This is a genomic window from Bifidobacterium callitrichos DSM 23973, from assembly GCF_000741175.1.
Lineage (GTDB): Bacteria > Actinomycetota > Actinomycetes > Actinomycetales > Bifidobacteriaceae > Bifidobacterium > Bifidobacterium callitrichos.
Map to the genome: position 1 here is coordinate 84,295 of NZ_JGYS01000008.1, position 23,540 is coordinate 107,834.

The 23,540-nt window shown below is 64.6% G+C and carries 17 protein-coding genes; 12 read left to right on the top strand and 5 right to left on the bottom strand.

Annotated elements, in window-relative coordinates:
- Positions 1-5 precede the first annotated feature (5 nt).
- Positions 6-1,625, top strand: a complete 1,620-nt coding sequence (locus BCAL_RS06230; protein ID WP_043165593.1) for a C69 family dipeptidase — start codon at positions 6-8, stop codon at positions 1,623-1,625.
- Between the two features lie 125 nt (positions 1,626-1,750).
- A complete protein-coding gene (locus BCAL_RS06235) occupies positions 1,751-3,268 on the top strand; it encodes a formate--tetrahydrofolate ligase (RefSeq protein ID WP_043165592.1) in 1,518 nt (505 codons plus the stop codon).
- A gap of 254 nt (positions 3,269-3,522) precedes the next feature.
- Here BCAL_RS06235 and BCAL_RS06240 read toward each other — a convergent pair whose 3' ends face one another.
- Positions 3,523-3,870, bottom strand: a complete 348-nt coding sequence (locus BCAL_RS06240; protein WP_043165589.1) for a phenylpyruvate tautomerase MIF-related protein — start codon at positions 3,868-3,870, stop codon at positions 3,523-3,525.
- A gap of 179 nt (positions 3,871-4,049) precedes the next feature.
- On the opposite strand from BCAL_RS06240, the gene BCAL_RS06245 reads away from it, so the two are divergent.
- Positions 4,050-4,583 carry a GtrA family protein gene (locus tag BCAL_RS06245; RefSeq protein WP_043165587.1) on the top strand — a complete coding sequence of 178 codons (534 nt, stop codon included), beginning with the start codon at positions 4,050-4,052 and terminating at the stop codon, positions 4,581-4,583.
- A 99-nt stretch (positions 4,584-4,682) separates the two neighbouring features.
- Here BCAL_RS06245 and BCAL_RS06250 read toward each other — a convergent pair whose 3' ends face one another.
- On the bottom strand, positions 4,683-6,041 hold the full coding sequence (locus tag BCAL_RS06250; RefSeq protein ID WP_238549644.1) for an MFS transporter: 1,359 nt from the start codon (positions 6,039-6,041) through the stop codon (positions 4,683-4,685).
- A 517-nt stretch (positions 6,042-6,558) separates the two neighbouring features.
- Here BCAL_RS06250 and BCAL_RS06255 point away from each other — a divergent pair.
- Together BCAL_RS06255 and BCAL_RS06260 are read left to right on the top strand one after the other, a co-directional pair.
- Positions 6,559-7,218, top strand: a complete 660-nt coding sequence (locus tag BCAL_RS06255; RefSeq protein ID WP_043165585.1) for a histidine phosphatase family protein — start codon at positions 6,559-6,561, stop codon at positions 7,216-7,218.
- Between the two features lie 144 nt (positions 7,219-7,362).
- The gene (locus BCAL_RS06260) at positions 7,363-8,430 is read left to right on the top strand and encodes a hypothetical protein (RefSeq protein WP_043165583.1); all 1,068 of its coding nucleotides are present in this window, start codon (positions 7,363-7,365) and stop codon (positions 8,428-8,430) included.
- 157 nt (positions 8,431-8,587) lie between these two features.
- Here the strand turns inward: BCAL_RS06260 and BCAL_RS06265 are convergent, their stop codons facing one another.
- Complete coding sequence (locus BCAL_RS06265; RefSeq protein ID WP_043165581.1) at positions 8,588-9,835, bottom strand: substrate-binding domain-containing protein; 1,248 nt, start codon at positions 9,833-9,835, stop codon at positions 8,588-8,590.
- A 314-nt stretch (positions 9,836-10,149) separates the two neighbouring features.
- Here BCAL_RS06265 and BCAL_RS06270 point away from each other — a divergent pair, with 314 nt between their 5' ends.
- The 5 genes from BCAL_RS06270 to BCAL_RS06290 all read left to right on the top strand — a co-directional run bounded on the left by BCAL_RS06270 (position 10,150) and on the right by BCAL_RS06290 (position 16,853).
- Complete coding sequence (locus tag BCAL_RS06270; RefSeq protein ID WP_043165579.1) at positions 10,150-11,709, top strand: glycoside hydrolase family 30 protein; 1,560 nt, start codon at positions 10,150-10,152, stop codon at positions 11,707-11,709.
- 167 nt (positions 11,710-11,876) lie between these two features.
- Positions 11,877-12,875, top strand: a complete 999-nt coding sequence (locus tag BCAL_RS06275; RefSeq protein ID WP_043165577.1) for an AEC family transporter — start codon at positions 11,877-11,879, stop codon at positions 12,873-12,875.
- Positions 12,876-13,053: 178 nt separating this feature from the next.
- On the top strand, positions 13,054-13,866 hold the full coding sequence (gene nagB, locus BCAL_RS06280; protein WP_043165574.1) for a glucosamine-6-phosphate deaminase: 813 nt from the start codon (positions 13,054-13,056) through the stop codon (positions 13,864-13,866).
- Positions 13,867-13,886: 20 nt separating this feature from the next.
- Positions 13,887-15,230: an N-acetylglucosamine-6-phosphate deacetylase gene (locus BCAL_RS06285; RefSeq protein ID WP_043165704.1), complete on the top strand. Its 1,344-nt coding sequence runs from the start codon at positions 13,887-13,889 to the stop codon at positions 15,228-15,230.
- A gap of 243 nt (positions 15,231-15,473) precedes the next feature.
- Positions 15,474-16,853, top strand: coding sequence for an ATP-binding protein (locus tag BCAL_RS06290; protein WP_043165572.1), 1,380 nt, complete (start codon positions 15,474-15,476; stop codon positions 16,851-16,853).
- Positions 16,854-16,858: 5 nt separating this feature from the next.
- On the opposite strand, the gene BCAL_RS13940 is transcribed toward BCAL_RS06290, so the two are convergent.
- Together BCAL_RS13940 and BCAL_RS06295 are read right to left on the bottom strand one after the other, a co-directional pair.
- Positions 16,859-16,990, bottom strand: coding sequence for a hypothetical protein (locus BCAL_RS13940; RefSeq protein WP_258184514.1), 132 nt, complete (start codon positions 16,988-16,990; stop codon positions 16,859-16,861).
- A 147-nt stretch (positions 16,991-17,137) separates the two neighbouring features.
- Complete coding sequence (locus BCAL_RS06295; RefSeq protein WP_043165570.1) at positions 17,138-18,568, bottom strand: MFS transporter; 1,431 nt, start codon at positions 18,566-18,568, stop codon at positions 17,138-17,140.
- A 303-nt stretch (positions 18,569-18,871) separates the two neighbouring features.
- Between BCAL_RS06295 and BCAL_RS06300 the strand changes: the two genes are divergently transcribed.
- On the top strand, positions 18,872-20,422 hold the full coding sequence (locus tag BCAL_RS06300) for a glycoside hydrolase family 30 protein (RefSeq protein ID WP_043165568.1): 1,551 nt from the start codon (positions 18,872-18,874) through the stop codon (positions 20,420-20,422).
- A gap of 195 nt (positions 20,423-20,617) precedes the next feature.
- Complete coding sequence (locus BCAL_RS06305; RefSeq protein ID WP_052119106.1) at positions 20,618-23,521, top strand: 3-keto-alpha-glucoside-1,2-lyase-like domain-containing protein; 2,904 nt, start codon at positions 20,618-20,620, stop codon at positions 23,519-23,521.
- Positions 23,522-23,540: the final 19 nt, after the last annotated feature.

Consider the following 23,540-nt stretch of genomic DNA (forward strand, 5'->3'; position numbering starts at 1 on the left):
CAACCATGGCCTGCACCACGATTCTGGTCGGCAAGGACGCGAGCTACGACGGCTCGACCATCATCGCCCGCAACGAGGACTCCGCCAACGGCGAGTTCAACCCCAAGCAGTTCCTCGTCATCAAGCCCGAGGAGCAGCCGCGCACGTACACGTCGGTCATCTCCCACCTGACCATCGAACTGCCGGACGACCCGCTGCAGTACACGTCCGTGCCGAACGCCGACCGCAAGGAAGGCATCTGGGGCGAAGCCGGCGTCAACGAGGCCAACGTCGCGATGAGCGCCACCGAGACGCTCACCACCAACGAGCGCGTGCTCGGCGCCGACCCGTTCGTCGAACTCGTGCCCGCCAAGGGCAAGCCCGGCGAGGACGGCTACGAGCCGGAGGTCCCCGGCGGCATCGGCGAGGAGGACTTCCTCACCATCGTCCTGCCGTACGTGAAGACCGCGCGCGAGGGCGTGGCCCGCTTGGGCGCGCTGCTCGAGGAGTACGGCACCTACGAGATGAACGGCGTCGCGTTCTCCGATGCGGACGAGATCTGGTGGCTCGAGACCGTCGGCGGCCACCACTGGATCGCCAAGCGCGTGCCGGACGAGGCGTACGTGACGATGCCGAACCAGCTCGGCATCGACGAGTTCGACCTGGACGACGCGCTGGGCGATCAGGAGAGCCACATGTGCTCCGAGGATCTCGCCGAGTTCATCGAGGAGAATCACCTCGACCTCGCCGTCGAATCGACCTCGCCGTTCAACCCGCGCGACGCCTTCGGCTCCCACTCCGACTCCGACCACGTGTACAACACGCCGCGCGCGTGGTGGATGCAGCGCTTCCTCAACCCGTACGACGAGGTGTGGGACGGCCCGGACGCCGACCACTCCCCGGAGAACAACGACATCCCGTGGGCCCGTCAGCCCGAGCGCAAGGTGACCATCGAGGACATCAAGTACGTCCTCTCCGGCCACTATCAGGGCACCCCGTACGATCCGTACGGCAAGCTCGGCGACGAGCACACCCGCCACATGTACCGTCCGATCGGCATCAACCGCCAGAGCCAGCTCGCGGTCATGCAGATCCGCCCGTACCGCCCGCAGGCCAACCGCGCGATCCAGTGGATGGCGTACGGCTCCAACCCGTTCAACACGCTTGTGCCGTTCTATCCGAACGTCGATGAGACGCCGGCCTACCTCGCCGACACCACCACGCGTGTGACCACCGAGAACTTCTACTGGGCCAACCGCGTGATCGCCGCCCTGTGCGACGGCGCGTTCGCCGACACGTCCAACGCGGTCGAGCGCTACCAGCAGAAGACCGGCGCCCTGGGCCACCGCCTCGTCGCCGCCACCGACGAACAGGTCGCACGTCTGGGACTCACGGCCGCCGAGGAGGAGGCCGAGTCCGCCGCCGAGGCCGAGTTCGAGGCCGACAACGTGGATGGTGACGTGCAGCCGCTCGAGCCGGAGGAGATCATCGAGGCCGTGCGCAATGAGGAGGTGCGCGGCATTCTCGCCGCCGCCAACCAGACCATGGCCGACCAGCTCAAGGTCGAGACCGAGAAGCTGCTCGACTCCGTGCTGTACACGCGGTCCATGGCCATGAAGAACGGCTTCCACATGTCCGACTTCTGATTCACTGCCAGTGATGACTGGCTGCGGGGTAGTCGGCTCCTTATAATTTGACTACCCCTCAGTCTCGTTACACGAGCCGGTTCCTCCGGCAAGAAGAGCCAGTTGATATTGAGAAAGGTTTATCCATGACCACCATCGAAGACTTCACCAGCCAGTACGGCCTGGTCGAGAAGATCGACGCGTTCGGCTATCTCGACTACCTCAAGAACAATCCCGACGCCCCGCGCAAGCACGGCAAGGTCGTGCTCGTCACCGCCGACACCCCGCTCAAGGCGAGCCGCGGCGAGGGCAAGACCACCACCACCATCGCCCTGATCGACGCGCTCAACAAGCGCGGCATCGACGCGGCCGCCGTGCTGCGCCAGCCGAGCATGGGCATCACGGCCGCCGGCTCCAAGGGCGGCGCCTCCGGCGGCGGCAAGGCATCCCTGACCCACCCCGAGCTCATCGACTGGGGCCTGTGTGGAGAGATGGGCGCGATCGAGGCGGCGCAGAACCTGCTCGTCTCCTTCGCCGAGAAGGCCGTCGACGAGGGTCGCCTCGACGACATCCTCGTGCCGCGCGTCTCCGAGGTGCCGAGCCGCTCCCTGCGTTCCATCGCCGTCGACTACGGCAAGGGCGACGTCAAGGAGAAGGTCGTGCTCACCCCGACCTGCGAGCTCATGCAGATCGTCGTGCTGTCGCGTTCGATGGACGAGATCGCCGAGCGCGTGGCGAAGATGATCGCCGGCACGAAGGACGGCAAGGCCGTCACCTTCGGCGAGTTCGTCGACCTGTGGCGCATCACCGGCATCCTCGCCGACGCGGTCAAGCCGGCCAAGACCGAGACCATCAACGGCTCCCCGGTGTACGTGCACGGCGGCCCGTTCGCCAACGTGTCGATCGGCATCCCGACGCTCGTCTCCGTCGAGATGGCGTGCGCGCTGCACGACGTCGTCATCGTCGAGGCCGGCTACGGCACCGACGCCGGCGCGCAGAAGTGGCTCGACATCGCCTGCCGCGAGTTCGGCGCGCAGTGGCCGTCCGCCGCGGTCGTCGTGACCCGCGCCTCCACGTGGCGTGACGATCCGGAACTCGCATGGCGCTACCCGTTCCACGTCGAGCGTCTTGAGAAGCTCGACATTCCGACCTTCCCGCTCGTCAACCTGTGGGACGGCGAGGACGATCAGATCCCGTCCCTCAAGGAGACGGCCGCGAAGCTCGAGTTCCGCGACCCGATCATCGGCAACCTGTACCGCGACGGCGGCGAGGCGCTCGCCCCGCAGCTCGATGCGTTCGTCGACGTGCTGGAGCATGGCTCGATGCCGGCCCAGCCGCACAGCCACAAGGGCATGTCCGTCATCGAGAACGTGAAGTGGGTGGCCGAGAACGCCTACGGCGTGCCGGCCGAGCGCGTGCTGCTCAAGGACGGGTTCATCGCCTCCCGCGACGAGGCCGTGAAGCTGTGCGAGTCTGCCGGCATCTCGCTGGCCGACCTTGCGCTGGTCGCGGTCAAGTCGCCGGCCACGATGACCGACAACGACCGCGCGCCGGAGGACGAGCGCACCGTGACCCTGAAGAAGGTCGAGGTGCACGCCGGCGCCGGTCTGGTCCATGTCAACCTGACGACCTCGCTGACCACCCCGATGCCGAAGATCGTCTGATCTCGGGCGATCCTGGAGCATTTCAGGGGTATCTCGTTTACAAGGGGTACATTTCCGCTGTTGCGGACATCTATCTCGCTTACGAGGGGTACCAAGCCTAAGTACAAAGGCCCGAAAACGGCTCAGCCGCAATGCGGTCAAGCCGTTTTCGGGCCTTTATACATGGGGTACATACCCCATGTAAGCGAGATAGATGTCCGCAACAGCGGAAAAGTACCCCTCGTAACGCAGATGGTCGCTCTTTCGGCCGGGTACTAGAAGTTGCCTCCGTTCCAGCCCCAGTCGGTGGTGGCGGTGTAGCGGATGTACGTGCGGTCCTCGGGGATGCCGAGCGTGGAGTTCAGCGCGGCCATGATCTGCTCGGTGAGCTTCTCCCATGCGGAACCCGGCACGGAACGGCCGAACACGTTCACCTCGACGTAGGCGGCCGGCTGATCGTCGGAACCGGCGAAGTAGATCGGCATCTCATCCTCGAACGGGCACATGAGCCAGCCCTCGGACTTGCCCGGCACGGCGGTGATGGCCTTGCCGTAGGCGGTCTTCAGGGCCTCGCGCTGCTCGGGCGTGGTCTTGACGGAGACGTGGGTGTGAATGACGGGCATGATTCCTCCTTATCGGAACACTCCTTATCGGATTATTATCGGAAACAATGATGGAGTGGTGATCATCTCCCAGTCTAGTGGCCGCAAGGCGGTACGGGAAAGCCTTCAGTGAGCGGACAGCCAGCGGTCAGGTGCGTGGTGTTGAATACCTGACTGTGAGAAAACTGATCGCGCAGCTTATGAAATTCGGCATCGTCGGTGTCATCGCCTTTATCATCGACTGGGGCATCCTCAACATCCTCGTTGGCATGTTCCACATGCACAACGTGCTGGCCGCCACCATCTCCTTCGTCATCTCCCTGATCTTCAACTACTTGGCGAGCATGAAGTTCGTGTTCAAGCACCGCGAGGACATGGCCCGGTGGATGGAGGTCGTCATCTTCGTGGCCGGTGCCGTGGTCGGCCTGTTCATGAACGACGCGATCATCTGGATCTCCACGTACGGCATGAACCACGACGCGTTCAACACGCAGCACGCGGAGTACCTGCTGCGCACCAACGTCGGCAAGCTCGTCGCCACCGCCGTGGTCATGGTGTGGAACTTCGCGATCCGCAAGTGGCTGCTCGACGACACGCACACGCACGCGATGAACCGCCTGCGCTCGGCGGAGAACAAGCTCACGGCCGAGGAGCTCGAGGCCAAGTGGGAGAACAGCTTCTCGCATCGCCTCGGCGTGTGGTCGCTCGAGCACACGCCCAAGGGCTGGCAGTAGTCCTGACTTACCCTGACTTACTCCTCAGACCAGCTTTATGGGCCGTCTCCTCTGACAAGGGGAGTCAAGGCCCCGCCTTGATGGCGGGGCTTCGTTGTTTCAGACCGCGACTTCGGTCAGGGTCGGCTGTTCGGTGGAGGACTTGATCTGCCTGAAGCCGATCAGCGCGATCGCGAGCGAGCCCATGGCGAGCGCGGTCACGACGAGGAAGCCGCCGTGCGAGCCCATGCGGTCGATGAACTGGCCGGCGATCGCCGAACCGGCGGACGCGCCGATCGAGTTCATCGCACCCATCCACGCCATGCCCTCGGTGAGACGCGACGGCGGCACCAGATGCAGCATCAGCTGGTTGCCGTTGATCCACGTGGGCGCCTGGCACACGCCGATCAGCAGATAGATGATCATGATCACCCACAGGTGACGTGCGAACATGAACGAGCCGATGCCAATGTTCACCACCGCCAGACAGAAGTAGAAGCGCTTCCACAGCGGGATCACCCAGTTCTTCGCGCCGTACACGATCGCGCCGCACAGCGAGCTGATCGAGAAGCATGCGAACACGAAGCCGGTGTACTGCTTCATGTTCGATTCGGTCGCGAACGCGATGATCGAGATGCCGGCCGCCGACTGGAACGCGCCGAGACCGAACCACGTCACGCACACGGCAACGAGGCCCGGACCCCAGATCGACGCCTTCTTGACCTTGCCGCTGCGCACCTCGTCCACCGTGCGGGCGACCTCGCGCGAGATCGCCTCCGGATCGGTCACGCCCTCGCGCTCCAGCCGGCGACGCGTCTCCTCGGCCGCCGTCTGCTCCTTCAGCGCCTGGGCCTTCGCGGCCTCGCGGGCGCGATACTCCTTGCGGGTGATGCCCTCCGCGCGCGCCAGATCGGACTGCGACGGCGGCTCGGTCGAAAGCTCCGTGAGGAACATCAGCGCGCCGACGATCACGCACACGCCGGTGAACGAGAACGCGAGCAGACCGGAGATCACCGCGAGCGTCGAGGCGAGCGGATTGCCGACCACCCACATGCACTCGTCGAGCACGCCGCACAGGCTCAGCGCGCGATCCGTGCGCTCGCGGTCGCCCTTGAGCAGTCGCGTCCAGCGGGCGCGGCTCATCGCGCCCCACGGCGGAATCGCGGCCAGCAGCGGCGTCAGACAGTACAGCACCCATTCGGGAGCGCGGTTCGTGATTGACGTGGTCAGGGCGATCGCGGCGATGATCCACACGATGATCGTCGGAATCGAGACCTGTCGCTGGCCGAACTTGTCGGTGAGCTTGCCGAGCAGCGGCGTCGAGATGGCCAGTGCGATCGCCTGGATGGCGGTGAGCATGCCGGCCAGCGAGTAGTTGCCGTAGTAGTGCTGCACGGAGATCGTGATCGTCATGCCGATCATCGGGAACGGCATGCACGCGATGACGCCGCCGATCGAATACCGTGCGGTGTGCGGCATGCGCAGCAGCTCCGCGTAGCCTCCGAACACGCGGTGGCCGAGCTCCTTCAAAGCCGACGACGAAGTCTTGCGCGGGCCGCCGTCCGGTACCTGGTTCGTCTGGTTCGTCTGGTTCGTCTGATTGGTGGTTTCGGACATACTGCACCTGCTCCTTTCCGCTCCCGATTGGATGTCCCCCGATCGTCCGTGGCGTTGGACGTCGGAGCCCTCATCGTTATTGATGTGTTGTCCTTCTGGTCGCGCAAAGGGGTGCGTTCCCGACCCGTCATCCATGACTGTCTCCGGCTGACTGTTCTGTCGCCGTCGTCGGTGTGCGGTCGTTCGCACGTTTGCGTCGCGGCCACTCTACGCGTGAGTCGATCGCGACACGCGGACGACTCGGCGCGGGTTCCTGCGGGCTTTCATGGCGATTCCGCAGTCATTCCGCCGTGATTCCGCAGGGGGAGCGGTAGATTGGAGCCATTGTCCTGAGTCAGATTATGAGTCAGATTCCATGCGAGATCAAGGAGATCGACCGGTGAGCGCCACCACCATCCATTTCGTCCGACACGGCAAGGTGTACAACCCCGATCATCTGCTCTACGAGCGTCTTCCCGACTTCCACCTGTCCGATGTGGGCCGGCGTATGGCCGAGGCGACGGCCCGATACATCGCCGAAAGCCCGCAGATGAACACGGTCGCGGCCGTCTACTCGTCGCCGCTTGATCGCACGCGCGAGACCGCCGGCGCGATCCTCGACGCGTTGAATCCGGTCAGGCAGTCGCGCGGGGAGACGCCGCTGGAGCTCGTGACCGACGAACGGGTGATCGAGGCCGGCAACGAGTTCCGGGGCAAGCGCATCGGCCATGGCGAGGGCGCGCTGTGGCGGAACGGCAACTGGAAGCTCGTGCGCAACCTGTGGCGTCCGAGCTGGGGCGAGTCGTATGCGCACATCGCCAAGCGCGTGGGTGATTTCGCCCGCGAGAAGGTGAGGGAGCACGCCGGCGAGCAGATCATCGTCGTCAGCCACGAATCGCCGATCTGGTCGTTCCGCCACCTGCTGGAGACCGGTCATGCCGAGCACTGGATGTTCCTGCGCCACACCGCGCTCGCCTCGATCACGTCGATCACGTTCGACAGCGAGACCGGGCGTGTGATGTCCATCACGTATGTCGACCCGGCCGCCGGCATCGAGTGAAGGCACACTAGAATCGGTTACGGATGGACGCCCCGCCGCCATGCTGTATGCCGGATACCTGATGCCGGATGCGCCGGGAACGGCGGCGGGCGTCGCGGGGCTGAAGGTGGCCCCGGTGAACAGTCACGCGAAGGAGCCCTGCTTATGACCTACGAATTGAACGTCGATGACGTGGAGCGCATCTCCGCGCTGCCCGCCGTGCGAGAGGCCGCGACCGCCGGTGCAAGGCTGGTGGCTCTGTGGCCGCTGACCGCCGCCATGCATATGGACAACGATGCGAAGTACGCGGAGAACCTGCAGGTGCGCGTCACGCGCGCGTTCGCTCGGATCCTCACCGGCGAGGACGTGACCGTGCCGGACGCCGAGTTCGTCTATGAGGGTGCCGACGCGATTCCTGGCCGTCCGCAGCTGATCGTCGACGCCCTGCTCGCCGCCAATGACGCCTACGACGCGATGGCCGACTTCTCCGAGACCGGTGACGCCTCTTTGATCGACGATGCGGTCGAGGCGCTCGGGGTCGAGTGGCCGGACGAGGTGTCCGTGCGCGTGCACGAGGTGCTGGAGTCCCTCGAGGCCGCGATGGACGCGGGGGAGTTTGATTCTGGGGTGTATGCGGTCGGTTCGCAGGAAGGTGATGGTTCGGGGGAGACCTCGGGTTCCGAGGCGGGGAAGTCCTCCGATGCCGCACCGACGGACGACGATTTCCAGCCGTCCGACGCTCTAGTCGACGCGGTGGCCCATCGCTTTGCGGCCGGGCTCGCGGTATTTGACGCGCTGATCGGTGCGGTTGTGGGCGATGTGACCGTGGGCGGGGAGGAGTCTGTCGCCGAGGACGGTGCTGGTGCTGGGGTTGGTGCCGGTGCTGATGATGCCGTCAAGGCATTCCTGCCCCTGGTGCTGGTGATCAACGAGCTCAACGAGCAGCTCGCCGTGCCGCGCATCGCCCTGAACGACGAACAGATTCGTGAGCTGCTGGAGACCCGTGCCAAGGTCATCGTCGGCGATGGGGATGAGGCCCCAGTTGGCGTCCGGACCTCCGTCGACGCCGTCGCCGGTCTTGTTTCCCCGTTGGCCGCCGGCGAATGGGACAAGCACCGCGAGGACGTCCTGTGGGATCCGGCCGCCGCCAAGAAGAAGGCCAAGGAGGAGGACGAGAAGCGCAACAAAGAGGCCTTGGCCGCTAAGTTCGCCCATATCAAGGCTGAGCCGTAAAGAAAATGCCAGAGGCGTTTTAGGCGAAGGCGAGCGACAGCGAGCTATATGAGGTCAGCCGAAGGCTGTCATTAATTGCGGTCCGATCCCACCAAGGAAGAGGTCGAGCTGTAGGCGAGCCCTGGCCCCCTCTGACGAGGGGGGCCGCGGGCGGATGCTACCTCACGTCGATGACGGAGCCTCGGTCGATGAGGTTCGGGTCGACGAGGACGTGCCTGGTAGCACGATCCGGGTCCTGGATGCGCTCGAGCAGCGTGCGGATCGCGGCCTCGGCGAGATCCTTGTCCGAGGAGCGCAGGACGGTCAGCGGTCGGGAGCTCGGCGTCGCGAAGCCGTCGACCGAGATCATCGACAGGTCGTCGGGCACGCGCTTGCCTCGGCGCTCCAATGTCTGCGCGATGGCGATCGCCAGATAATCGGAGTGGACGAGCATCGCCGTGACCCCTGACAGCAGGATCTTGTCGACGATGCCGTTGACGCCCTTGGTGTCGTATGGCTGGATGCCTTCGAAGGCGAACGGGCACTGGATCTCGTCGGTGGACTCGATGACGTCACGCCAGCCTTCCTGGATCATCGCGGAGGTCGGGGTGTCGGTGAAGGCGGCCCCGATGGATCGGTGTCCATGCCTGAGGAAGTGGACTGCGGCCTTGCGCACGCCGTAGGGGTGGTTGGTACGTACGGAATCGACGAAATGCTCGCACAGCAGCGGCAGATCGCGTTCGATCACGACGGTCGGCATCTCGCAGGTGGCGAGCCAGTCCCATGTGCGCTTGCCGTATGAGTGGACGCTGGGGGCCACGATCAGGCCGCAGATGGTGGGGTCCTGGATCATGTCGGCGAGGATCTCGTCCTCATGCGCGTCGACGTCGTACGCGGTTTCGCGCGTGATGATGCGCAGTCCCAGACGTGAGGCGATTTTGCGCATCTGTTCGATGACTCCGGGCCAGAAGAAGCTCGGCTCGGGCAGCATCACGCCGATGGCCGGCTGGTCGCTGCCGAGTTCGAGGCTGTGTGGCACCGGCTTAATGGCGATGCCGCCTGAGGGAGTGCGTTCGGAGAGCGCGCTTGTGGCGATGTCGGCGATGGAGGGCTTGCCATTGGCGCTGGCGGAGCTGCTGACGGACATCGCGCCGCCGCGGATGCGTTTGAGCAGTCCGGCCTTGCTGAGCACGGTCAGGTCGCGGCGCACGGTGATCTCGGTGGTGTCGAGCATCTTGGCGAGTTCGGCGACAGTGGCCACGCTCTGGCGAGTGAGCAGATTGAGGATCATGTTCTGGCGTTCGGCGGGCAGGTAGTCGCGCTTCGCTGCGCCTGTGCCTGTTGACGCGCCCGTGCCGGTATCCGAGGTCGATGCGTCGGTGCCGTTGACGGCGGTGATGTCGCTGGTGCTGATGATGTCTGCCATGATCTGCTCTCTGACTTCTTCGCTTCCTATGGTGTGGACGGAATGTGCGATGACGGCGTGCGATGGTGACGATGATGCCATATGTACCGCATATGCCTCAATGCACATTCGTGATCATTATTGTTCTCATCGTACGCGAAACCCATGAGAAAACGGCAAAACGGGCAATTCTCGCCGCGACACGCTGAACAAGCATGATTGCATTTGATCAAAACGGATTGAAAGTGCTATGGTATGAACTGTCAACGGGAACCGGTCACGGAGACGTGATCGGGAACCGAATGGTGTACAGGCACACACAGCTAAGGACCAACATGAGCAAGTACAGCAACGAATTCTGGACCGTCACCTCCGGCGATCTCAAGCAGCGTCGCGAAACCCTCGCCGCCCCCGAGGTCGTCACCGACCCGGGTGACGCCGCCAAGATCGTCGTCGATCTGGCCGACCGCAAGCAGCCGTGGCTCGGCGCCGGCGCCGCCCTGACCGACGCGGCCGCCTCCCTGATCTGGGGTTCGATGAACGCCGAGCAGCGTCACGCCTTCCTGGACGACTGCTTCAACCCGGACAAGGGCGGCTTCTCCGTCCTGCGCATCCCGCTGGGCTCCTGCGAGCCGGCCGCGCAGCCGTACTACACCTACGATGACCTGCCCTTCGGCGAGCACGACAACATGCTCTCCAAGTTCTCCCTCGGCACCGGCGAGCCGGGCGCCCCGGACGCCACCAAGGACTTCAAGTACATCATCCCGGTGCTGCTCGAGATCCTGAAGATCAACCCGTCCATCAAGATCATCGCCTCCCCGTGGTCCGCCCCGGCGTGGATGAAGAACACCGGCCACCTGTGCCAGGGCGGCCACCTGCGCTTCAACGAGTGGACCGGCAACGGCTTCGACCCGATGCATGACTCCTTCGAGGGCACCTACGCCCGCTACTTCGTCAAGTACGTTCAGGAGATGGAGAAGCTCGGCATCCCGATCTGGGGCGTCAGCGTTCAGAACGAGCCGTCCAACGCTCCGAAGTGGCCGGCCATGATGTGGACCCTCAAGCAGCAGGCCGAGTTCGCCCACAACTTCCTGCGCCCGGCGTTCAACGAGTTCTACCCGGAGATGCGCATCTTCATCAACGACGACTCCATGCACAACCTGCAGTGGCCGGTGCGTGACATCGTCACCCCGGAGGAGGCCGCCTCCGTCGACGGCCTGACCTTCCACACCTACGAGGGCCCGTACTCCAACGTCTTCAACGCCAACCGCTCCTACAGCCACTGGCTGTTCGGCATGACCGAGCGTCGTTGCATGATCGAGGAGACCCCGGAGGACGCCGCCCACATCATGTCCGGCATCATCGGCAACTGGTTGGTGCGCACCGGCGAGTCCTTCATCGCCCTGTGGAACCTCGCGCTCGACGAGCGTGGCCTTCCGAACCAGGTCGGCGCGACCGGCCGCCGCGGTGTCGTGACCATCCAGCACGAGACCGGTGAGGTCATCCGCAACCTCGAGTACTTCATGCTGCGCGCCTTCGGCCAGGATGTCGAGCCCGGCTCCGTGGTCGTCCGCTCCTCCAACTACACCCCCGACGGCTGGTCCGGCGGTCTGGGCTCCGTGGCCTTCCTCGCCCCGAACGGCGACGTCGCGGCCCACATCTACAACCCGACCGGCGAGCCGCTCGAGGCCGCCTTCACCATCTCCGGCGAGGGCAACAAGTGGCAGAAGGTCACCGTCCCGGCTTGGGGTACGGTCACCGTCCACAAGGGCAACGGCGAGCTCAACAAGTCCGAGGTCCCGGCCGACGGCGAGTTCGAGCTCAACCCGGCGCCGACCCACCTGCTCGGCGACGTCGCTCCGGGCAAGGTCCGTGTCTGGGGTCACGACGAGTGATCGGACGCATCTGACCTACTTCTCCACTTCTCACATGTTTGCATGACAAGGGGCGACTCCCGCTGCTGATCCGGCGGGGATCGCCCCTTGTCATGCTTTCCGGTAGTCGTTCTCTCCAGTCGTATCGAGCCGTATCGTCGTCCGATTTCCGAGCCGAAGGGGCCGTCATGCTCGCCGTCGCCAAGATTCTGGCCATCATTCTCATCGGATACGCGTTGAAGCGCATCGGGCTGTTCGGGCCCGACAACTACAAGGTGCTGCAGAAGGTGGTGCTCAACATCACCCTGCCTGCCGCCATCGTCTCCTCGTTCGCCACCGGGCGCCACGATCTGGGACTGCTGTGGATCTCCGCGTTCGGCCTGATCTGCGCCACGATCCCGCTCGTGACGATGTTCGTCGTCTCCCGTCGCATGCCGGTCGCGCGCCGCGCGTTCCTGATGCTCAACGGAGCCGGGTTCAACGTCGGCAACTTCACGCTGCCGATCCTCACCACCTTCATCGGCCCGGCCGCCGCGCTGCCTGCCATCATGTTCGACGTCGGCAACTCCATCATGATGTCCGCCGGCAACTACGTGACCACCGCCGCCCTGCTCAACATCGACTCGTCCCGCCCGCTCGCCAAGCAGGTCGGTTCCGATCCGCGCGCGACCGTCGTGCCGCGTGCGACCCCGCGATCCGACGACCCCGACGCGCGTCGGCTCGAGCGTCGCGCCTTCGCGCGCACCATCGTGCGCAACTTCGTCACATCCGTGCCGTTCGACGTCTACATGGTGATGACGGTCCTCATGATCGCCGGCGTGAAGCCGCCGATGCCGGTGGCCGACTTCCTCGCCCCGATCTCCGGCGGCAACACCCTGTGCTCGATGCTGATGATCGGCATGATGATGGATCTGCCCGGCTCCCGCCGCGACGTGGCCGACGCGCTGATGATCCTCGTCTGCCGGTTCGGTTTCGGGCTGCTGTTCGCGTTCGCCGCGTGGCATCTGTTGCCGTTTGACGCGATGACCCGCAAGGCCGTCGTGTTCATCTGCTTCGCCCCGGCCGGCATCTTCTCCGCGATCTTCACTGACAAGGTCCTTGGCAACGCGCGCCTGTCCGGCTTCTGCCTGACCTCGATGGGCTTGACCGGAGTTGCCGCCATGGCCGTCGCCAACGCCGTGCTGTAGCCGTGTTCGCCCGTCGATGAGGTTGCGAGGGGATTCGGCGCGAAACCCGGCGCTCATAAAGTTAAGATAGTTTGCATAAATAGGGCGATGACACCTAGAATGGGTGTTGTCGCCCTATTCAATGACGAACCATATGACGAAAACCACCGGACATCAAAGTGCTAAGGAGATAGACATCATGGCTGAAGTGATCATCGTGAGGAACGAGGAGGAGGCTGGCCAGATCTACGGCCGCGCGGTCGCGGACCTCATCAAGGCCAAGCCCGACGCGGTGCTGGGACTCGCCACCGGATCGAGCCCGCTGGCCGCCTATCAGGCGCTCGCCACAATCGTGCATGACGAGTCGATCGACGTATCGCAGGTGCGCGGCTTCGCGCTCGACGAGTACCTCGGCCTGCCGCTCGATCACCCGCAGTCCTACCACTCGACCATCCATCGCACGGTCGTCGAGCCCTTGGGCCTCGACCCGGCCAAGGTGCACGTGCCCGGCGACGTGCTGGACGGCGCCCCGCTCGAGGACGGCGAGAGGATCGCCGCGGCCGGCCCGGCCTACGACGCGGCGATCGAGGCCGCGGGCGGCATCGACGTGCAGATCCTCGGCATCGGCACCGACGGGCACATCGGTTTCAACGAGCCGGGCTCATCGCTCGCCTCCGGCACGCGCGTCAAGACGCTCGCCGAGCAGACGCGCATCGACAACGCGCGCTTCTTCGACGACGACATCAATAAGGTGCCGACCCACTGCATCACGCAGGGCATCGGCACGGTGCTCAAGGCCCGTCACCTCGTGCTGCTCGCGTTCGGCTCCGGCAAGGCCGAGGCGATCGAGGAGACCGTCGAGGGCGGCGTCTCCGCGTTCTGCCCGGCGTCCGCGCTGCAGCTGCACCCGCATGCGACGATCATCGTCGACGAGGAGGCCGCCTCGCGTCTGCGTCATAAGGACTACTATCGCTACGCCTTCGCGCACAAGCCCGCCTGGCAGGGGATCTGATCGCCATGACAGCCAAGTCCATGACAGCCAAGTCTGGGAGCAGGCAGGAGATCGTCGCGAACGTGACCGCTGCGCTGGAGGGTGAGGCGCGTCCGGTCGCGATCCGGGGTGCGCGCAAGGTCGACGCCGGCGGCGTGCGTGACAACTATTGGGTTGTCTCCGACGCGCGCGGCGTGATCGTCGCCGCCGGGCAGGCCGGAGCGAACGGGTCCGGTGAGGAGGAGTTCGAGCACGCCTGCCGTACGGTCGGCATCGACCCGGCATCGCGGGAGTCGGTCATCGACGCGGATGGGCGGATCCTCACGCCCGGATACGTCGACATCCACGCGCATGGCGCATGGGAGAAGTCGTTCGACGACGGTCCGGAGGGGATCGACGTGGCGCGCGCGGGCCATGCGGTGCACGGCACGACGCGTCAGGTGCTCTCGCTGATCACCAATCCGATGGACGTGATCTGCCGCAACATCCGCACCGTGCGCGAGAAGATGGCGTCCGGCCGCCCCGACATCCTCGGATGCCATCTGGAGGGGCCGTTCCTGGCGCTGAAGCGTAAAGGCGCGCACGATCCGAACTGTTTGAAGGATCCGACGCCGGATCTGGTCGACGAGATGCTCGAGGCGTCGGGGGTGTCCGGTGCCGCTGCCACCCGTGCCGGCCGTCACGCGGGCGTCGGGCGGCTCGGCTGCATCCGTCAGATCACGATCGCGCCGGAATACGAGCACGGGCTCGACGCGATCCGCCGGTTCCGCGCCGCGGGCGTCGTGCCGGCCGTCGGCCATTGCGACGCCGACTATGCGACCGCGAAGGCCGGCTTCGACGCGGGTGCGGGCATCATGACGCACATGTTCAACGCGATGAACGGGCTGCATCACCGCGAGCCGGGGCCGATCCCGGCGGCCGTGGAGGATCCGCGCGTCACGATCGAGCTCATCAACGACGGCTTCCATGTGCAGGATCCGATGGTGCGTCTGGGCTTCGGGTTCGCGCCTCATCGCATCGCGTTCGTCACCGACTCGATGGCCGCCACCGGGTGCCCGGACGGTGCGTACAAGCTCGGCGAGCTGGATGTGAACGTCGTCGACGGACATGCGCGACTGGTCTCCAACGGCGCGATCGCCGGCTCCACGCTGACGCTCGAGGTCGCAGTACAACGGGCCGTTCTGGAACTCGGTTTCGACCCGGCTGACGCGGTCGAGGCGGCCACGCTGACCCCGGCCCGCGCGTTCGGCTTCGAGCGGCCGAACCCGGTCACCGGAGCGCCTCTGGGCTTCGTCGCCCCCGGCTTCGCCGCCGACTTCAACCTGCTCGACCCCGCCTCCTGGGCCGTCGCCCACGTCTGGTGTGCCGGCCGCAGCCTCAGGTGACCTTCGATAGCCTCCAATCGGCGGCTGTCGGCAAGTTCGAATTGCACATATGGGGCGCGTGCCGGATCCTCTCCGGCACGCGCCCCATATCGGTGCCGCTCTCTGCACTGTCGTGGGATGCGTCTTCATGAGGAACCCGAGCGGGTCGAACGTTAAATTGGTAATTTCCCTTTACCAGTTTTCATGTTATTGGTATGATGAAGTTGCCAATAATGCATCAGTCTGGCAAAGGGGGCATGTGCAATGGCCGGGAACCCCGTCATCGAGGAGAAGCTGAGGAACTTCCGCATCGAGGATTATCAACCCATCACACCGCGCGATCTGGATCTGGGCAGGCCGTTGCCGCCGAAGGTGGGCAACCTGGTCAAGGTGATCGTGGGCATGCGTCGGAGTGGCAAGAGCTACCGCCTGTTCCAGGAGATCGAGACGCTGCGCGATATGGGCATCGGCTGGAATCGCATATGCTACATCAACTTCGAGGACGACCGTCTGGGGAACGTCACTCCGGAAACCGGTGACGAAGTGCTGGAGACGTTCTATTCAATGCACCCGGAGGCGATGAAGGACGGCATGTATCTGTTCTTCGACGAGCTGCAGGAGATGTCCGACTGGGGCAAGTGGCTGCGGCGTGTGGTCGACACCGTCAGGGCCACGATATACGTCACCGGTTCGTCCTCGAAGATGCTGTCCAAGGAGATCTCGACGGAGTTTCGTGGGCGTGCCTTGGATTTCGAACTGCTGCCGTATTCGTTCCGCGAGGTTCTCCTCGCTGGGGGCGGTGTGGATGGGGACGTGTTGTCCCGTGACCCGCGGGAAGGGTATTCCACCGCGGAGCGTGTGGTGTTGTCGAACGAATTCCGGACGTATCTGGAACATGGCGGGTTTCCTGCGACATTGGATCTTCCCGCGCCGCAGCGGATTGCCCTGTTGCAGTCATATGTGCAGCGGGTGGTGTCACGAGACGTGGTCGAGCGCCATGACATCGGTCGGCCACGCGTGGCGTCCATGATGGCTCGCCGTGTGATGGGGGTCGTCGGCAGACAGTTGTCCGTCCGCAAGATCGAGAACGAGCTGAGATCGGCGGGGCTGATGACCAGTCGGGCGATGCTGGGTGATCTTCTGGAATACTTCGAGGACGCCTACCTGTTTTTCCGTGTGAGGGAGTTCTCCCTGTCGCTGAGCGAGAGGACCACCTCGATGCCGAAGATATACGCGATAGATCCCGGCTTGGTCGCGGCGGCGAGCGCGGCCGGCATGCGTGATGACGGGCAGCGGCTGGAGAACGCCGTGTACCTCGAACTCAGGCGGCGCAGTCTCGGGTTCCGCAGGGACGGCATATCGTCGTGCCGTACCGAAACCCATGGATACGAAGTGGATTTCGTGGTGGGCGACATGCTTGAGCATGATGGATACGACCTGTATCAGGTCACCATGAACATGGATGATCCGGCCACGGCCGAACGTGAGACCCGTGCGTTATGGGAGCTGATGTCGGAGCGGGATATCGAGACAGGCACCATCATCGTCGCTGATGGCAAGGAGATCGATTGGAAACGGGATGGCCGTGTCATCCATCAGATTCCGGCATGGAAGTGGTTTCTGGGGCAGTGGGGCCTACGCTGACCTCGTCAGCGGCGCTTGGTGAACTGGTTGACGACGAAGCTGGCGATGGTGACGACGAGGGCCACGACGACGATGGTGATGAGGTGCTTCGGATCGTTGGTGAAAGCGGCGGGCATCAGTGCGGCGAAATCAAGCATGACGACTTCCTTGAAGTAACAATGAACAATATTGATCATTAACGATCATATCATATATAAGAGCTCCCGGCCACAGCTTGCAGTCTGTGGCCGGGAGCTCTTATATCGGGGCGGAATCCGCGGATCGGTCAGCGACCGGGGATCAGATCACATCTCACCTGCGGCGCGGCGGGCGGCGAGCTCGGCGGCGTTCTTCTTGGAGATCTCGCCGGACAGCGGGTAGAAGAAGAGCAGGATGATGGCGATCAGACCGTTGCCGATGGCCGGGGCCAGCGTGGCGACCGCGTAGATGTTGTTCAGGGTGTCGGCGGACTGGGTGATCGCCTGGCCGGAGGTGGCGGTCACGTAGCCGGTGGCGGCGAGCACGATGCCCGGCAGCAGGCCGGAGAGGGCCTGGCCGATCTTGCGGGCGAACATGTAGCCGGTGTACACGGTGCCGTCCTCACGGGTGTGGGTCTTGACCTGGATGTCGTCGATGATGTCGGTGATGAAGCTCCAGACCATCAGGCCGAAGACGCCGTTGCCGAAGATCGCGACGATGGAGAAGGCGACGAACACGTACGGGTTGGTGATGTGCAGGAAGAACATCACGACATAGACCACGGTGGTGAAGACCAGCAGGATGCCGCAGACGAGCTTCTTGCCGTACTTGTCGCAGATGGCCGGGACGAACGGGGCGACGATCAGGACCGGCACGTTCTGCACGGCGAGGATGGCCAGGGCGGCGGTGTTGTTGAAGTAGTCCTTGTACAGGTAGGAGTTCACGGCGCCGGCGAACATCTGGGCGAAGATGAGCAGCAGGGCGGCAAGCATCAGGGCCACCATGGCGCGGTTGGAGAACATGTACTTGATGGACTTGAACAGCGGGACGTGCTCGTTGGTACCCTTCTCGACGCGGATGCGCTCGACGGTGCCGCGCAGGGTGATCTCGTAGCAGATCCACAGCAGGGCGGCGAAGACGATGGCGACCCAGATCAGGACCGGGCCATTGAGGATCTTCTTGCCGTCGACGGTGGTGTACATCACGAGCGGCAGGATGAAGGTCACGATGATGCCGCCGGCGGTCGAACCGAAGCCACGGCCCGCGGCCATCTCGTCGCGGTGCTTGACGACCGGGGTCGAGACGGAGGCGAAGGAGCCGTACGGGGCGGAGGTGGAGGAGTAGAAGGCGACGCCGAGGATGTAGATCACGGTGATGTACGTGATACGCGCCGGCAGGGCCCAGCTGGAGACGAACGGCAGGAAGGTCAGGATGATGACTGCCATCAGCGGGTAGCGCAGGTTGCGCACGAACCAGTGGTAGCGGCCGTCCTTGCGAAGCGGGGCGTTATCGGCCCACACGCCGGTGCCGAAATCGGTGAAGGCGGAGATGAGCTTGCCTGCAAAGATGATCCAGCCGGCGATGAGCGGGTTGATGCCCAGGGCGTCGGTCATGTAGATCATCGCGTAGTTGGTGACCAGCTGGAAGTAGAAGCCGTTGCCGATGTCGCCCATGGCGTAGGCCATAGGCTCGGTCTTCTTGAACGGCGGGTTTTCCACGACCTTGCCGGTCGCGGCATCAGCGGTTGCAGCCGTCATGATGTTCCTTTCATATTCCCTAATGCTCGCGGCGCGTGGTGTTCTTCCGCGCTCCGTTCGGCCCGACGGCTTCGGTGCGTCTCGAACTTCCTTGCTCCGTCGGGTTGTTACGTGCATGACTATAGCACAAATAATCATGACATGATCAAAACTGACAAAAAAAGATTGAAAAAGTTATGATGTGCGTGTCGCGTGTATACTGAGCATGTACGAACAATACAAGGAAGCCGCATGGTGCGGGCGTCTGGACGAGCGGAATCGCTTGCGCCAGTAGCCCGCCGGTAGCACGAAGGAGTGGTCAGCATGACCGAGTTTCTCAATCCGTTTGCGCATGAGCGCTGGACCCGCACGACGGGTGATCTCGCCGATCGTCGCGCCGAAATCGACACGCCGGTGATCGAAAGTGATCACGGCGACGCCGTTCCGGTCATCATCGACCCGACCCGCCGCTATCAGATGTGGGAGGGCGTCGGCGCCGCGATCACCGACTCCTCCGCCTCCCTGTTCATGAACTCGATGAGCCCCGAGCAGCGTCACGCCATCCTCGAGGAGATGTTCAGCCCCGAGCAGGGCGGCTTCTCCTCCGTGCGCATCTCCATCGGCTCGTGCGACTTCTCCAGCCAGAAGTACTACTCCTACGACGACCTGCCCGAAGGCGTCGCCGCCGACGCCTCCCTGCAGTACTTCTCCATCGGCGAGGGCGAGCCGGGCGCTCCGGATGCCACCCGCGACCTGAAAAACGTGATCCCGGTCCTGCAGGAGATCGTAAGGATCAACCCGGCCGTCAAGATCATGGCCTCCCCGTGGTCCGCCCCGGCGTGGATGAAGACCTCCGGCGTGCTCTCCGGCGCCGGCCGCCTGCGCCTCGGCGAATACGTCGGCAACGGCTACCGCTACCAGGACACCATCGACTACGTGTACGCGCAGTACTTCGTCAAGTTCATCGCCGCGTACGCCAAGTACGGCATCCACATCACCTCCGTGACCATGCAGAACGAGCCGAGCAACGGCTGCCCGTGGCCGATCACCGTGTGGACCCCCGAGGAGCTCGCCAAGTGGGGCTCCGAATACCTGCGCCCGGCCCTCGACCGCTCGTTCCCGGACGTTGAGATCTACTTCGGCGACGACTCTCTGCGCTTCTACCAGCGTCCGGTGAGCGAGTATATGACCCCGGCCCAGGCGTCCGCCTTCGCCGGCGTCGCCTTCCACACCTACTCCGGCCTGCCCGAGTGGATCCACAACGGCGCCCGCCAGTTCCCGAACTGGAAGGTTGCGATGACCGAACGCCGCTGCATGCTCGACGAGACCGTCGACGAGGCCAGCCACGTCATGTTCGGCGAGATCGGCACCTGGCTCGTGCGCAACGGCATGGGCCTGATTAACCTGTGGAACATGGCGCTCGACGAGCAGGGCTTCCCGAGCTACGCCGGCACCTCCGGCCGCCGCGGCGTCATCACCATCGACTCGTCCACCGGCAAGGTCAAGCGCAACCTCGAATACTTCATGCTGCGCAACTTCGGTCAGGACGTGAAGGTCGGCTCCCACCGCGTCGCCTCGTCCAACTACACGCGCGACGGCCGTCACGGCGGACTCGGCTCCGTCGCCTTCGTCGCCGACAACGGCGATCTGGCCGCCATCCTCTACAACCCGACCGCCAAGGACATCGAGGCAGCCGTCGAGATCAACGGCGAGGGCGCGCGCTGGCAGAAGGTCACCGTCCCCGCCTATGGCACCGTGAGCCTGCACAAGTCCAACGCCGGCGCATTCAACACCACCGACGCCCCGGCCGACGACGAGTTCGAGATCACCTACACGCCTCACCCCGCCGACGACCACGACGAGACCCTGTTCTGAGCTGTTCTGAGCGGAGTCGTTGCGAACGGAGTTCCCGTCCGCGGGTCCATCCCGGATTGACCGGCGCCTGACATTTCGGGCGACGGTCAATCCGGGATCGGTTTTTCGGCGTTTGGGTAGTGTGAGCATTCATAATCATTTATGATTGATCATGCACAAAGTTGTCTGTGATCATTGATCAGAAAAGAGAACATCATGGTTGACACGACCGCAGGTCGCACTGCAACGGACGCCAAGACCGACGCCGGCAACGACACCGGAAGCGGCGCATGGCCGCAGACCGTCCACATCGCCCTCAACGCCGCCGACGTCGAGCGGGCCGCGAAGAACCGCAACGGTCTGACCTACAAGGGCTTCGGACTTCTGTCCGGCAACGCCACCTCCAGCCTCCTCATGGACTACAAGGCCGAAAGCCCCGAATCCTACTGGACGCTGGTGAAGACCCTGTTCGCCGGCGATCACCCGCTCATGAACACCGTCAAGGTCGAGATGGGCAACGACCGCAACAACTCCACCGGCCCGAACGTCGCCACGATGCGCGATCGGGACGAATACCCGCAGGTGCGCCGCGAGCCGGGCTTCCAGCTCGCCGCCGATGCCCGGCGCTACCAGCCGGACGTGCACGTGAGCATCCTGCGCTGGATGGTCCCCACCTGGGTCCACTCCAACGAGGACGTCTACAGGTGGTACAAGAACACGATCCTCGCCGCCTACCGCGAATACGGCTTCATGATCGACTCGGTCAACCCGGACGTCAACGAGCGCACCGCCGACCTCGAATGGGTCGCCGACTTCGCGCACCGCGTCCGCACCGACGAGGAGGGCTTCATCGGCAACGGTCCCGACGATCCGAACGCCGGCTTCGCGAGCGACGAGGAACGCAGCCTGTTCCACGCGATCAAGGTCATCACCTCCGACGAGGAGGTCACCGGCACCTTCGGCGGCGACGTCATCGCCAACCCCACATACATGGACGCGATGGACGTGGCCTCCTACCACTACTCCGTCGAGGACGATCAGGACGGCAACTTCACGCGTCTCGCCGACGAATTCGACAAGGAGGTCTGGAACTCGGAGGCGCAGGCCACGTTCTCGAACTCCGCCGATCGCCCGAACAACACGATGGACGACGGCCTCGGCGAGCGCACCGGCACCGGCATCGGCGGATCCGGCAGCGCCCTCGAAATGGCCAACACCCTGATCAAGGGCTTCGTCGAATCGCGCCGCACGCACGCGATCTACCAGCCGGCCATCGGCTCGTGCTACGAGAACATGGAATACGCCTCCAAGGAGCTCATCTCCGCACGCGACCCGTGGAGCGGCTGGATCTACTACGACGCCGGCTGCGCCGTCCTCGAGCACTTCACCAAGTTCGCCAAGCTCGGCTTCACCCGTCTGCACGACGGCACCGAAGTCGACGGCATCTGGCGTGCCATCCCGTCCGCATCCGGCAGCGAGGTCGGCGGCAACAACCCCGTCGCCGGCGCCCGCCACGGCGAACCCTCCTACCTGACGCTCGCCTCGCCGGACGGCAAGGACTTCAGCACCATCATCGTCAACGACTCCGCGCGCCCGAAGACCTACGTCATCACCGCCGATTCCGCGCTCAAGGCGTTCGGCAAGCCGCTGCAGATCTGGGTCACCAAGGCCTGTGATCCCGAGTCCGGCGAGGCGTACGATGCGAACTACCGTCGTCCGCTCACCATCGTGCCGCCGGCCTACCCCGACGAGACCTCCGAGGTCCCCGTCGATTCCGACTCCGCCGACTCCGCCGACTCCACCGTCTCCTACACGCTGACCGTCGAACCGTGGAGCATCATCACCGCGACCACGCTCGACACCTTCGGTCCCGCGCCCGACGACACCGACGATCGCTCCGGCCGGACCGACGAAGGCCGCTACGCGCCGAAGGCCGGCTACGAGTACGACCTGCCGCACACCGCCGAGAACGCGCGTCCGGTCCTCGATGTCGATCCTGAGCACGGCGTCCTGTACGCCGACGACTTCCGCTACGAGGACGAGCAGCCGGTCGACGTGTTCAAGTCCGACGCGCTCGCCCGCGAGGACTATCTCGAATCCCGCGGCGGCGATGCCGGTGCCACCGCACGCTACACCACCGACACCAACGGCGCGTTCGAAATCGTCCCCGACTCCGAACGCGGGCATGTACTGCGTCAGCAGATCGACTGGAACCACGCCGGCAACGCGTGGATCGAAGGCGAGCCGCGCACCGCGATCGGCGACATGCGCTGGACCGACTATCAGGTGTCCGTCGACGTGAAGTTCGAGGACTACCCGGGCCGTTCGCCGTACGTGGTCGTCGGCGCTCGCGAGATGGGTGGCAACAAGTTCACCACCGACATCTGCGGCGTCGACTTCAAGATCCGCGCCGACGGCATCTGGCTGCTGCGCAACTTCGGCAACGAGGTGCGTCGCGGTCACCTCGAGGATCTGCGCAAGCGCGCAGCCGAAGCCGGCACCACGCCGTTCGCGCCGGGTGCGGGCTCGTGGAACACGATCACGCTGCGCGTCGTCGGCGACACCGCCACCGTGTTCGTCAACGGTGCGCAGGTCGCCACATGGTCCGATGCCTCGCTGCAGTCGGCCGGACGCGTCAACCTCGGCACCAGCTTCGATCACGTGCGCTTCTCCAACCTGCGCGTCGAACGCGTGCCCGGCTACGCGCCGTACTACGACCAGCTCATCGACGACATGCACATGCGCTCGTGGGACGACGGCTCCGAGATTCTGCGCTACAGCGGTCCGTGGACGCACGACAACGGTCAGGGCATGTTCACCTACATGCGCACGATCTCCCGCGCCGCCGCGGTCGGAGCATCGGTGTCGCTCGCGTTCACCGGCACCGGAATCGACCTGTTCGGCCCGTCCGACGGTACGGCCCGACTGGACGTCTTCGTCGACGGCGTCCAGGTACGCTCGGCTGCGCCCGTCCACGCGACGAACGGTTCGCTGCGCTGCCAGTTCCGTCTGCGTGACCTCGCATACGGCGAGCACACGGTCGTCTTCCGCACCGCCGCCCTCGGCCCGACCGGCTTCGCGCTCGACGCGCTGGGCCTCGTCGGTGCGATTGAGCGGTGAGTTCGCCGAGTATCCATCC

Coding starts and splice junctions, on each gene's coding strand:
- BCAL_RS06230 (WP_043165593.1), top strand. CDS start 6: ATGGCCTGCACCACGATTCTGGTCGGCAAGGACGCGAGCTACGACGGC.
- BCAL_RS06235 (WP_043165592.1), top strand. CDS start 1,751: ATGACCACCATCGAAGACTTCACCAGCCAGTACGGCCTGGTCGAGAAG.
- BCAL_RS06240 (WP_043165589.1), bottom strand. CDS start 3,870: ATGCCCGTCATTCACACCCACGTCTCCGTCAAGACCACGCCCGAGCAG.
- BCAL_RS06245 (WP_043165587.1), top strand. CDS start 4,050: ATGAAATTCGGCATCGTCGGTGTCATCGCCTTTATCATCGACTGGGGC.
- BCAL_RS06250 (WP_238549644.1), bottom strand. CDS start 6,041: ATGCCGCACACCGCACGGTATTCGATCGGCGGCGTCATCGCGTGCATG.
- BCAL_RS06260 (WP_043165583.1), top strand. CDS start 7,363: ATGACCTACGAATTGAACGTCGATGACGTGGAGCGCATCTCCGCGCTG.
- BCAL_RS06265 (WP_043165581.1), bottom strand. CDS start 9,835: ATGGCAGACATCATCAGCACCAGCGACATCACCGCCGTCAACGGCACC.
- BCAL_RS06270 (WP_043165579.1), top strand. CDS start 10,150: ATGAGCAAGTACAGCAACGAATTCTGGACCGTCACCTCCGGCGATCTC.
- BCAL_RS06275 (WP_043165577.1), top strand. CDS start 11,877: ATGCTCGCCGTCGCCAAGATTCTGGCCATCATTCTCATCGGATACGCG.
- nagB (WP_043165574.1), top strand. CDS start 13,054: ATGGCTGAAGTGATCATCGTGAGGAACGAGGAGGAGGCTGGCCAGATC.
- BCAL_RS06285 (WP_043165704.1), top strand. CDS start 13,887: ATGACAGCCAAGTCTGGGAGCAGGCAGGAGATCGTCGCGAACGTGACC.
- BCAL_RS06290 (WP_043165572.1), top strand. CDS start 15,474: ATGGCCGGGAACCCCGTCATCGAGGAGAAGCTGAGGAACTTCCGCATC.
- BCAL_RS13940 (WP_258184514.1), bottom strand. CDS start 16,990: ATGCTTGATTTCGCCGCACTGATGCCCGCCGCTTTCACCAACGATCCG.
- BCAL_RS06295 (WP_043165570.1), bottom strand. CDS start 18,568: ATGACGGCTGCAACCGCTGATGCCGCGACCGGCAAGGTCGTGGAAAAC.
- BCAL_RS06300 (WP_043165568.1), top strand. CDS start 18,872: ATGACCGAGTTTCTCAATCCGTTTGCGCATGAGCGCTGGACCCGCACG.
- BCAL_RS06305 (WP_052119106.1), top strand. CDS start 20,618: ATGGTTGACACGACCGCAGGTCGCACTGCAACGGACGCCAAGACCGAC.